This is a genomic window from Shewanella sp. SR44-4 (assembly GCF_014163715.1).
In the GTDB taxonomy this organism is placed as follows: domain Bacteria; phylum Pseudomonadota; class Gammaproteobacteria; order Enterobacterales; family Shewanellaceae; genus Shewanella.
Window position 1 is genome coordinate 65,137 of the sequence record NZ_JACJDU010000014.1, and the last position, 12,358, is coordinate 77,494.

Annotated in this window: 9 protein-coding genes; 3 read left to right on the forward strand and 6 right to left on the reverse strand. The window is 43.5% G+C overall.

Annotated features, from left to right (window positions below; genetic code table 11):
- Positions 1 to 7 precede the first annotated feature (7 nt).
- The gene (locus tag H5125_RS09025; protein WP_182744060.1) at positions 8 to 1,687 is read right to left on the reverse strand and encodes a glucan biosynthesis protein G; all 1,680 of its coding nucleotides are present in this window, start codon (positions 1,685 to 1,687) and stop codon (positions 8 to 10) included.
- Between the two features lie 887 nt (positions 1,688 to 2,574).
- Here H5125_RS09025 and H5125_RS09030 point away from each other — a divergent pair.
- The gene (locus H5125_RS09030; RefSeq protein WP_182744061.1) at positions 2,575 to 4,710 is read left to right on the forward strand and encodes a TonB-dependent siderophore receptor; all 2,136 of its coding nucleotides are present in this window, start codon (positions 2,575 to 2,577) and stop codon (positions 4,708 to 4,710) included.
- Positions 4,711 to 4,920: 210 nt separating this feature from the next.
- Here the strand turns inward: H5125_RS09030 and H5125_RS09035 are convergent, their stop codons facing one another.
- Positions 4,921 to 5,709 (reverse strand): helix-turn-helix domain-containing protein, encoded by a 789-nt coding sequence (locus H5125_RS09035; protein WP_162024111.1) that lies wholly within the window; start codon positions 5,707 to 5,709, stop codon positions 4,921 to 4,923.
- Between the two features lie 103 nt (positions 5,710 to 5,812).
- Between H5125_RS09035 and H5125_RS09040 the strand changes: the two genes are divergently transcribed.
- Entirely contained in the window at positions 5,813 to 7,021 is a 1,209-nt protein-coding gene (locus H5125_RS09040) for an MFS transporter (protein WP_182744062.1), read from the forward strand.
- Positions 7,022 to 7,205: 184 nt separating this feature from the next.
- Here H5125_RS09040 and H5125_RS09045 read toward each other — a convergent pair whose 3' ends face one another.
- From H5125_RS09045 to H5125_RS09055, 3 genes are all read right to left on the reverse strand, one after another.
- The gene (locus tag H5125_RS09045; RefSeq protein ID WP_101088546.1) at positions 7,206 to 7,754 is read right to left on the reverse strand and encodes an HPP family protein; all 549 of its coding nucleotides are present in this window, start codon (positions 7,752 to 7,754) and stop codon (positions 7,206 to 7,208) included.
- Between the two features lie 176 nt (positions 7,755 to 7,930).
- Entirely contained in the window at positions 7,931 to 8,839 is a 909-nt protein-coding gene (yddG, locus tag H5125_RS09050; RefSeq protein ID WP_182744063.1) for an aromatic amino acid DMT transporter YddG, read from the reverse strand.
- 11 nt (positions 8,840 to 8,850) lie between these two features.
- Entirely contained in the window at positions 8,851 to 9,627 is a 777-nt protein-coding gene (locus tag H5125_RS09055; RefSeq protein WP_182744085.1) for a class I SAM-dependent methyltransferase, read from the reverse strand.
- A 130-nt stretch (positions 9,628 to 9,757) separates the two neighbouring features.
- On the opposite strand from H5125_RS09055, the gene H5125_RS09060 reads away from it, so the two are divergent.
- Positions 9,758 to 10,603, forward strand: a complete 846-nt coding sequence (locus H5125_RS09060) for a 23S rRNA (adenine(2030)-N(6))-methyltransferase RlmJ (protein WP_101088548.1) — start codon at positions 9,758 to 9,760, stop codon at positions 10,601 to 10,603.
- Between the two features lie 355 nt (positions 10,604 to 10,958).
- Here H5125_RS09060 and H5125_RS09065 read toward each other — a convergent pair whose 3' ends face one another.
- Positions 10,959 to 12,320, reverse strand: a complete 1,362-nt coding sequence (locus H5125_RS09065; protein ID WP_409085813.1) for a M28 family peptidase — start codon at positions 12,318 to 12,320, stop codon at positions 10,959 to 10,961.
- Between the last annotated feature and the right edge of the window lie 38 nt (positions 12,321 to 12,358).

Sequence of the window (12,358 nt, forward strand, 5' to 3'; positions counted from 1 at the left end):
TTCATGCTTAAAGCGTCCAACGATAAAGCCAAGTTTCGACATCGCGTGGGCCAGTAAACTTCAGCTCAGCACGTAGCTCGATCAATTCAGCATCTTGTGGATCCATTTCAAACGCCAAACGATAGCCATTGGTTTTAGGTTGACGAGACACCACCACATTGGTCACAACGCCTGCTGAACTCTGCACTTTGGCGACCGGGATTTCGTCGTTATTACCTTCTTTAACTTGATAGTCGATAACAAACAAGCGTCTCGGTGTGGCTTTAGCAATCTCAGCCCGGCCACTGGCGGTACGGGCCACAATCACAGTGCCATCATCAACTTCGGGCTCGCTGCCCCAAATTAACCGATAAGTAAAATGAAACTCGCTACCGGCTGCGATAGGTTGTTTAGGTTTCCAGTAACTGACGATGTTGTCATGAATTTCAGAGTCTGTTGGAATTTCGGTTAACACCACCTCACCCGCGCCCCAATTTCCGACCGGTTCAACCCATAAACTTGGGCGACGCTCATAATGGGCTTCGAGATCTTGATACGCATCAAAACTACGTTCACGCTGAATTAAGCCAAACCCTTGAGGCGAGTTGTCCATAAAGGCACTGACTTGCAATTGCTTTGGATTAGCCAGTGGACGCCATAAACGTTCACCGCGACCATTTAAGATCAATAGCGCATCAGAATCATGCACTTCGGGTCTAAAATCATCGGTGTTTTGGCGACCATTCATTGAATGTAAAAACATACTGGTGCTAGGCGCTAAGCCAACTTTAACTAAATCCACGCGTGGAAATAAGGTCGCTTCCACATCGATATGGGTGTTATCGCCGGGTCTAACAGAAAATCGATATGCTCCTGATACGCTAGGGCTGTCTAGCAAGGCGTGCACCACAATTAAGTTACTGTCGGTGTTTGGGCGTTCAACCCAAAAGGCACGAAATATCGGAAACTCTTCGCCTTCCGGTTCAGCGGTATTTAATGCTAAGCCCCTTGAAGACAAGCCGTAATCGCTGCCTTTACCCAAAGCGCGGAAATAACTCGCTCCTTGGAATACCATAAGCTCGTCAAAATATGCAGGGTTATTGAGTGGATAATGGATACGTAAACCAGAATAGCCAATATCTTGGATCGGTAAACGCTGACTTAACACATCACCTGCAGTAAAGAACTCTGAGTTATAGGCTAAATGGTTGGCTTGCTTACCTTCAACTAGGGCAATTTCAATCAAGTCTTGGAAATAAAAACCCCGATGAAAGAGCTGCATTTGATACGGCAAACCTTCGGCTTTCCAAATAGAAGCTTCTGGCTTAAAGCGAATGTCGCGATATTCATCGTAGGAAATTTTAGCCAACCCAGGCGGTAATGGGTCTTTAAGTTCCACATACGGTTTTTGCGCTAATCGGCGGGCAATCTTAACCACAGAATCAGAATCAAAGTTAGCTGTTTTGGCAAAACGTACTTTGGTTTCTGTATTCAGATTATTAGCTGATTTAACGGTCGATTGTTCATCTGCATAAGTTTGCAGCGGTATAGTCACACTTGGCGATGTGGGTGTAATAATAGGCGGAGTGGGTTCTTGTGCAGCAAGATTAAAACAAAGCCCTGCGGCCATGGCTAACGACAAACGCGTTAGCGCTTTTTTTACAGTGTGAGATGAGACCGAAGTACGACAACTCAGTAAGCTAACCATAATAGGCTACCTAAAAAATACAGCGTTAATATGCAAGTTTCAGAGCGGTTATTGCGGCAAAATGTCTTGGTACACAACCCTATGCTCTATTTCGCGAACGATATCAGAACGCCAAAATTTTGCACAAGTATTCATCAATAAATCTCATTAGCAGCTATAACATTTTAATCTATTGATATATCCAAATAGTACACAAGGAGAGCGAAAACGACCGTGTTGTTATACATTACATTTACAGGTTATTGATTTAAGTCACAGCAAATAGAATAATTGTAGCCTCAATATTTAATAACCTTTAAATACAATTATTTATTAAAACACAGGCCGAAGAGAATCCCCTCTATTTAGGATAAAAACAAGTATGAGTGAATTGCCCTGCTATCAATGACATTTAGTACGCCAAGTTCACACTGACTGACTATTTACTAAAAGTTTACATTCACAAAAGCAACCAATAGAAAACACCCCATCAAATTGATTAAATTAAAAAATATACCTTAATAACTTTATTGAAACAGAGAGTTCTACAGTAATAACACCATAAGTACTGGTGCATACCTTGACGGCCACAGCTCAAATGAGAATAATTATCAAAATCAATACCAAAAATATGTTTTGACCATTATGTTTACCTCCAGCTCATTGAAGTTAGCACCAAGTAACCAAGACACTATTTTTGGAATCGTAAATTCAGCCCTTTCTCCCCCCCCGCCAAAAACACCCCATATTGCGCCATCGATAAAACGCTTAAACATCGCACTTGTTTACACCAAAGCATCTTTGATTGCTGACGATCGAGATTACTGAAGATCGGGGGAATAGTCTTTAGCACGTTTACAGCCAACTTATCACTTTAAAACAGACCAAACGAAACATAGGGAATATGCATGTTAACTGAAAAGTCCAGATTCACTTTGACCACAATTGCTGTGGCCATTGCAGCCAGTTTTGCTAGCTCGGCAGTAGTTGCTGACGACAAAAGTCAGACTGAAGCCAAACCTGAAGTCATTGTGGTGACGGGGAGCTTATTAGGCAATTCTGAAGTTGCAGATTTAAAAACGTATACCGGTAACCGCTCAATCATTACCTCTGATCAAATAGAGCGTACTGCAGCGAGGTCAATTGACACCGCATTACAGCAAGTCCCTGGCATTAAAATTAAAGATGAAACCGGAACAGGGGTTTTACCTAATATATCAGTACGAGGCCTAGACAGCAGCCGCAGCGGCTACGCCCAGCTCTTACTCGATGGGATCCCAATGACACTTGCGCCATATGGGCACACCGGCCAGTCATTATTCCCTGCCACCTTATTCATGATAGATAGAATTGATGTAGCACGCGGCGGAGCATCGATTCAGTACGGTCCTAATAACGTTGGCGGCGTGATTAACCTCATTTCAAAGTCAATCCCAACCGACTGGGAAACTAGCGTTAATGAACGCATGACCTTCTTTGGTGACAGTAATACCTTATTTGATACCAACATCAGCACTGGCGGCGCAGTAAATGAAGATTTTTCGATGCGTTTTGATGGCAACATCACCAAAGGGGAGTCGTTTCGTGAACACTCCGACACTGACATTAAAAACCTAATGTTAAAGACCCTGTGGAATATCGATGAGCAAAACAGCTTAGATGCCACGCTGCAATATTACGATGCTTTTTCTGAGCTACCGGGTGCATTAAATACTCCCGCTTATGAAGCTGATCGAGAGCAATCTCTACGCCCTAATGATGAATTTAATGCCAATACTAAACGAGTGTCATTGAAATACAGCCATGTTCTCGATGACTCGAAAGTTATCGATTATGGTGAGATTGATCTCAGAGTATTTGGTAATAAAAGTTCACGTAATTTTCAGTGGGATTTTTATGACTCAAGCAAAGACACCGACGGTAATTTAGGTACTAGCTGGAGTGATACCACCCAGGATGCTACTCATCTGCGTAACTCTCCACGCGACTTTACCGTGTTTGGCATTGAGCCAACAGCAAGCTTGCTTATTGATGGTGATATTAGTCAGCACATTATCGCTGGCGCTCGTTATATTAATGAAGACATTAGCTACCAACTCAACCACATAGAAAAATCGACTCAAACAGCAACTCGTCCGCGTGACTGGCAAATGGATACCAATGCCATGGCCTATTATGTGAGTAATAAAGTGGGATTCTTTGACGACACACTATCGGTTACCCCTGGCATAAGATATGAAGATGTGCGCATGACCTTCACCAATGTTGGCCAAGATTATAGCCAAGATAATCACGTAACCGAGTGGCTTCCTGGCATCACCTTGGGTTATGAGTTCAGTTCAAATTGGTTTGCGTATACTAATGCTCAACGCTCATTGAGAACCCCGCAGATTTCGCAATTATGGCCTAAAGATCAAACTCTAGAATCAGAGCTATCTTGGAACTATGAAGCAGGCGTACGCTTTACCCCAACAGAACGCAGTAATTTAAGTATTGCCGCTTACCGTATCGATTTTGAAAATAAAATCGAGTACGACGGTGACGTTAGTCTGTTCGTCAATATTGGCCAAACTCGTAATCAAGGTATTGAGCTAGAAGGCACTTACTCACCGATGTCGCTACCAGATCTGGTTCTAACGGGTGCCTACAACTATTTAGATACTGAACAACTTGATGGAGAATTTGCCGGTAACGAATTGGCTTATGTGTCTAAACATCAACTTTCTGCCAGCGCTTTATACAGTATTAAGGATGTCGATTTAGGATTAATGGCATTTTATTACAGCAAATCATTTGCCGACCTGGCTAACACAATTGAAGAGAATGTATCTGGTACATCGGGTGAAGTGCCAGCGTACACCGTGGTTAACTTCAATATTGGGACTGAGTTTTTCAAACAAGATAATCACGGCCTAAAAGTGGGATTATCCGTCAATAATCTATTTGATAACGAATACTACTTTAGAGGCTTAGATGTGTCTCCTGCAGGACGAGTGCCTGCATCAGGAAGATCACTGAGCTTAGATATAGGTTACACCTTCTAATAGACAACGTTTCTAAGATGAGTATTGTTATCTCGACTAGCATATTCATCGCATACAAAACTGTTATATAAATAAAGCCTCAACACAAATGTTGAGGCTTTATTTATCCGTTACTCAAATGCGATATTACGCCAAAACATCACAAATAAATTGAAGCAGCTCTGCTGGACATAAGCTTATTTGATAGGCTTTTATTCTCCTACATTGAGGCTAGTAAGCATTTAACTCGTTCATGTATTTCATCGGTGATATTTTCATTACTTTTTTAAACATGGTAATAAATGCGCTTACCGACTCATAGCCTAATAACTCAGACACCTGTTGCACACTCTGTTTATCTGAAAGCGCTTGTAGTGAAATAATGATATGCAGTTGAGTGCGCCATTTGCCAAATGTCATCCCGGTTTCTTTTGTGATCAGTCGCGCCAATGTACGCTCTGTTAAGGCAAATTGTTTGGCCCATTGCGGCAGTGTTTTTCTATCATTAGGCTGATTTATCAATTGCTGGCTCATCGCTTGAATCACCACATTTTTAGACAGAACAAAGTCTAAATGTTGAATAGGCATCTCAATGAGTTGCTCAAATAGTACCTGTGCAAGCCGTGCGGTTTTACTGTCTACACGATAATGCTGATCGCTACCAGCAAGCGTGCACATCAACTCTTTAACTAAAGGCGTAATAGCCAATGTACAGGTATTTTGCGGCATTCCTTGCATGCTGCCATCAATAAATACATGACAGAGCTCAGCATTATCTGAGGCGCGATTACTGTGAACTTTATTTGCAGGGATCCAGATAGCGCTATGGGTTGGCACCATCCACATTTTTGCCGATACCTCACAGGTAACATAACCATGCAAAGCTAAAATTAACTGGCCTTTAGGGTGAGTATGTAAAGGGATCTCATGGCTGGCACAGGCGTGCTCTATCTTGGCAATAATGGGTTGCGGCATATATTCAAAATTCTTTATTTCATCCCAGCCAATTGCTTCAAACATAATTTTGTCAGTTTTTCGTTATTTAATGTCACTATCTCTAAATTATATCGTTCGACAAATCTTTATACTAGCAACCATTATTAAGTGAAATCTAAAGCAGCTAATGACGTTACAAACTGACAATACTAAACCACAGTCTCGATTCTCTGGCGCATTACTCGTCATAGGAATTTTGCTTATTGCAGCTAATTTACGCGCGCCTTTTACCGGCATTGCTCCTGTGCTGGAGCAAATTATTAGTCACTTTGGCCTAAGCGGATCTCAAGCTGGATTTTTAACCACTCTGCCACTAATTGCCTTTGCGATTGTTTCACCTATGGCGGCTTTTTTTGCTCGAAAACAAGGATTAGAACATGCCTTGTTTGCCGCGCTAATACTGATATTGCTCGGTATTGGAGCTCGATTTGTCGACTCATCAGCCATGTTACTCATTGGTACTGCCATTATTGGCGTCGGTATCGCAATTGCAAACGTGTTACTACCCAGTCTGATAAAACGAGATTTTGCCACTAAAATTGCGCTCATGACCTCAGCCTACGTGCTCACGATGGGAGTGGTATCAGGTGGGTTTTCGGCTCTGGTATTTCCGCTTAGTCAACTCAATGGCTTAGGCTGGCAACTGGCACTGGGCTCGGCAGCCATCATCACAGTTGCCAGCTTAATTGTGTGGAGCGCTCAGCTGGGTAAACACACGAAACCAACTTATTCTGCACATCAATCGGCACCCTCGAAAAGTGTATGGCGCTATCTACTAGCCTGGCAAATTAGCTTGTTATTAGGCCTAAACTCATTTCTGAATTACATCATCATTACGTGGTTACCAAGCATATTGACCGACACAGGCCACTCGGCCGTTGAAGCGGGGGCGTATCATGGTGCCTTTCAAATTGCGACAGCACTTCCTGGCTTAATATTAATTCCGTTACTGGCTAAATTAAAAGATCAAAGCGCGCTAAGTTTTATTTTGGCACTACTCAGTGCAGGCAGTGCACTTGGGCTGCTTTACATGCCTCACTTTGCTTTTGTATGGACACTAATGCTGGGGTTTTGCTCTGGGGCCTGTTTTATTTTGGGGTTATCGTTTATTAGTTTACGCACCGATGATCCGCACCAAGCCGCATCGCTTTCTGGTATGTCACAAAGTGTGGGCTATTTACTGGCAGCCGTTGGGCCTATGGTAGCGGGCGCGTTGCACACTTCAACAGGCAGTTGGGATGCGCCATTATGGTTATGTGCGATTGCTGGTGTGCTGTGTGCACTATGTGGTTTAGGTGGCGGCAGAAACACCACATTACATAAGTCGGTTAACTAGAAATACACGGCTTGATTACTGAGTTATACACTTAATATCACTATCCCGATCAAGCAAACTTCATTGGAGAAAAACGATATTGAGCAACATCAGGTCAAGCCGAAAATGTTGTAGGTCACTTCAAAAATAAATCATTGAGATAAACGAGTTGCGGTCACGACAGAGTATCTACCGCACCGGACGCTTACACCCAATAAACAGGATAGTGACGCTTGGGGTCTGTGGAAAGGTTATTGACCACTAACGCGACGATCAGGAGTAATACCGTACCTAAAAAAACTGGCATTAAGGCATAAAGAAAGCCTAGCTGATGCACGTTTTCACCACCAATAACAGCAATCAATGCTGTGGCACCGCCGGGCGGATGAAGGGTTCTGGTAAAGTACATTAACGCAATAGATAGTGATACAGCCAAAGCGCAGGCAAGCACGATATAATCAGTAAAAACTTGATAAACTGCAACACCAATTAACGCTGATATTACGCTACCACCTATTAAATTACGGGGCTGAGAAAACTCCGCTAAGGGGGCACCGTAAACCAACACTGCTGACGCACCAAAAGACCCTATTACAAACATGCTCCCCATAGGATTCGCGGCCGTATAAAACGCTAAGCCTGCAACTAAATAAATACCACAAAATGCGCCAATCCATGACCAAATAATTTTCTTAAGCGGTTGCCTGGGAGGACAAATATCCTTTGATCGCATGCGAGTAAAATAGAATCTCATTATGTTAATCCGAGTGAAATAGAGTGATGCGTTATTAGTGTGTGATCTGCGGAATACGGTTGCGAGCAGCAAATTAGCGCTAAAGAAACACAATTGCAATTACACCTAACCAAAATCCTCTTGGAAATAAGGTAATGCTACTTTAGTGATCTCGTGATGATCTAATGATGTGAATATTAATGAGATAAAGACGGTTTTTTGGTTCTAGTGACTAAAAAACAAATAAGAGAGCCTAACGTGACCAATGCTACGCCCTGCCAAAATGACCCCGTGAGCGAAATCGACAAATAAACAGAAGCAAACATGGTCGAAAACACTGGGGTAAAATATGACAAGGTGCCTAACAATATAATATTTCCACCAATAATGGCTTGGTTCCACAAAGCATAACCGGTGCCGATTACCATACCAGCAAGTAATAGTGTAAAAGTTGATGGTAAGGTGAAGTGTAAACTGGGTTCATTACTTAAAAAATATTGTATCCATAACGTTGCCGCTGTCGCACTAAAAAACAGTGTAATGGCATTTTTTCCGTTACTGATTTTTTGAGTGACTACGCAATAAATCGCCCAAATAAATGCCGCAGAAAAGGCCATAGAATAGGTTAATGGGTTGTCCGAAATATTACTTAACAACAGACTAAGTGAAATACCCTGGTCGCCAGCAATACACCAAGCAACACCTGTAAATGCCAATAAAATACTCGGGTAAACCAAAACATTCACTTTGTTACGACTAATAATAACGCTTAACAATATCGTCAGCGCAGGCCATAAGTAGTTAATAATCGACATTTCCATTGCTTGAAGTCGGCTATTGGCCATGCCTAAAGATAATGCGAGGCAGATTTCATAAGTGACAAATAACCCGCCGCCGATAAATAAATATCGTTTAGGGTAATCTTTTATTTTGGGTATTCCCATGACCGACATTAGAAATAGCGCACTGACGGTATACATCATTGCAGCACCAGCAATGGGACTAAATAATTCGGATAAATCGCGGATTAATGCCGTGACGGTACTCCACAGCAAAATGGCAATAACGCCATAAAATGTATACTTATTGTCGCGAATATAAGACACCAAACCCACCGTTATTTCATCGCGGATTTTACATAGACATCAAAGCGGTTTTTTTTCTGCGCTAACACCATACTCGGTTTAACACCATTCAAGTCTTCTGCGTAATCAGGACGCTTTACTACCACGCGCTTAGTGGCGAGTGCTATTGCGGGTGTTAACAGCCCATCGGCATCTAAGTCTGCGCCGACCAGAGTTTGAAACACGCGCATTTCTTTTTTAACCAGTGCTGATTTTTCGCGGTGTGGGTACATAGGATCAAGATAAACAACATCGATCTCGGTGCCAGACGACTTCGCGGCGTCGGCTAACGCGCTGATACTTGAGCCGTGAAATAAGCTCATCAAATCGCGCATCCACTCGCCTATTTCAGCGTCTTCATAAGCGCGGCGTAAACCATCTTCAAGCAATGCAGCCACTACAGGATGACGTTCAACCATAATCACTTTACAGCCTAGGCTTGCCAGTACAAAAGCATCTCGACCAAGCCCTGCGGTGCCATCAACTACGGTGGGCGTTACGCCTTGCTTTAGCCCGACAGCTTTAGCAATCGATTGACCGCGTCCACCACCAAACTTACGTCGATGCGCCACAGCACCAGACACAAAGTCAACGCTAATGCCGTCAAGCTTAGGCTCATCTCGCTTATGCAAACTCAAGCAGTTTTGCTCGAAACGCAATTCAAACGCGGCGTCTTTGTCCCACACCAACTGCCAGCGCTGGGCTATATCGACTAATGAGGGATACTGCTGATTAAAGAAGATAGGTGTCTGCAACAAGATGATTACCATGCCAATGTAAGAAACTACGCCATTATGCCAAAAGCCATCACCAGTGAACACCTATACCTCGCGCGCTAGAAAACTTATAATGTCGTTATTACACAGTTTTTGCTGTCTCATTTAGTAAATGGAAATGCCCATGCTCAGTTATCGCCACGGTTATCATGCAGGCAATTATGCCGATGTACTTAAGCACTCTATGCTTATTCAAGTATTAAAAGCCATGCAGAAAAAAGATAAACCTTATGTGTATATCGATACTCATGCAGGCGCTGGTGCCTACTCATTAACCGATGAGTTCGCCCAAAAAACCGGAGAGTATCTAGAGGGGGTTGCCAAGCTATGGGACCACGCTAATTTACCCACCGCATTGGCCAACTATGTTGAAACTGTGCAGCACTTTAACGCTGAGTTTGATGGCGAGTTAACCGTGTACCCTGGCTCACCCGCTATTGTAGATGTTGAGCTTCGTCCGCAAGATCGTATGGTGTTACACGAACTCCACGGTACTGACCATGAGTTACTAGCAGATTATTTTGTTGAAGACAAACAAGTCAAAGTCATTAAAGGTGATGGTTTACAGGGATTAATTGCCGCGGTACCGCCATTAGAACGTCGTGGAGTGATATTAATCGACCCAAGTTATGAAATGAAAACCGACTATCAAGATGTTGCTCAAGCAATCATTAAAGCCCACAAACGCTTTGCAACTGGGACATTTCTTTTATGGTACCCAGTGGTTAAACGTGAGCAAACAGAAGCAATGTTAACGCTACTCAAAAATAGTGGCATTAAGAGACAACTGCGTATTGAACAAGCGGTGAGTGCTGACAGTGACGAGTTTGGTATGACGGCCGCGGGTTTATGGGTAATAAACCCACCTTGGCAATTGGATGTATTGGCTAAAGAGGCGTTAGATTATTTGACGCCACTATTAGGCCGTGCTGACGGTCATACTACTGTGAAGTGGGAAGTGGACGAGTAAGACTTTCTACCCGCAAAAGATGTGAGTTTATTGTCGTATCAGATCCTAACTATCTTTATTGAAATAAAACACAAATTTCAAATGGAATTAACCTGCAGGCTCAATGGTTCTCCGTCCGAAGTGTCCGAAATAGTGTGATGAAAATGCCGTAGTGACATCATGGATGATGGCACAGGCTCAGGGGTACATGGATGTACCATCTGAGCCGTTAGGCGATTTTTATTATGCTATGAGGATCAACACTTTGTCGGAGCTGTGGGGGAGATCCAAGAGGGGGAAGCAGTTTCCCCCTTCTTGGTCAGGTGTGGGCGAAGCGCCACGACCTTGATGTTATTTATTGACGTATGACTGAGCATTACTTAAAAAACGCGCCTGCCGCACCAGGGAATACCACTGGGCTAACATTGCCATTCGCGGCGACACTCGCGACACCAAACAAATAGTTGTCGATAACCATATTATCTAACGTGAACTGATTAACCTTGCCGACATAGCGGCTATGAGTCCATTCCGCTACCGTTGTTGAGCGCCAATATACGCGATAACCGACAACGGTTTTGTCGTCACTACTGGCCCAACTTAAGGTGGTACTCGGCGATACTTGCCCTGCAATGGTCACCTTGGTTGGTGGCGCGGGTGCCCATGCTTGTGACGCTAAACTTAGCGCATTAAGTGCGGTCAGTTTGGCGGTAAATCCAAAATCAACACCTTCAATCACATCACCATACGCAATACCATTTTCTACCCGTATATCTTGATGCTGACGATTATAGTTCTCGTTGGTTTCCATAATCCGCACGGCAGGCAAACCAGCCTGATTAAACGGTAAATGATGCCCACCACGACCAAAACGATCGAGTCGATACACCAACATCACCTCTAAATTAGTCATGTACTGGTCGGCTAGCGATTTAATTTTACGAGCTAAATTGCGTGAAGCAGAATCATTTTCGCCGCCACTAAAATAGCGTTCTTTGGCTTCATCTGCGGTTTCGGCAAAACGTACGCCTTCAGAAAACACCCGTACACTGCTGTTATTCACCACGCCATTAATGCCAGATATATTGCCAATCATGTCATTATTTAATACTGCTTGAACCTGCCAATTTTGCGTTTTGGCATAGTCAGCTAAAATATTGCCGCCATACAAACCTTGCTCTTCGCCCGACAATGCAGCATAAACGATAGTGCCGTTAAATTGATATTTTGATAATACTCGTGCAGCTTCTAGCGCCCCAGCCACACCCGATGCATTGTCGTTAGCACCAGGAGAAATTGAGGTGGCATCCAACACATCGCTAACGCGAGAATCAATGTCGCCACTCATCATCACCACACGCTTAGGATCCGTTTTACCACGCTGAATCGCGATAACGTTAACCACTTCGGTTGGATTTTCGATTCGTTTACCTTGAACAGTGTCACTAACCGTTACCACTTCTAAACAGCCACCACACTCTTTGGATATACGATTAAACTCAGCTTCAATCCAGCGCCTAGCGGCACCAATACCTTGGATATCAGATTGGGTATCCGACAAAGTGTGCCGAGTACCAAAACCGACTAAGGTGCGAATATCTTGTTCAATCCGCTTAGCTTGTGGTGCGGTAGCAATGTCGTATAAACGCACATCTTCTTGTGATGGGGCAACAAACGTTGATTTGTCGGCAGCAAATGCTGGCACTGTTACAGCACCCAATATCAGCAACCCGGCCATACCCGCTAAACAATAACCGTTGTTACGACTGAGTTTGA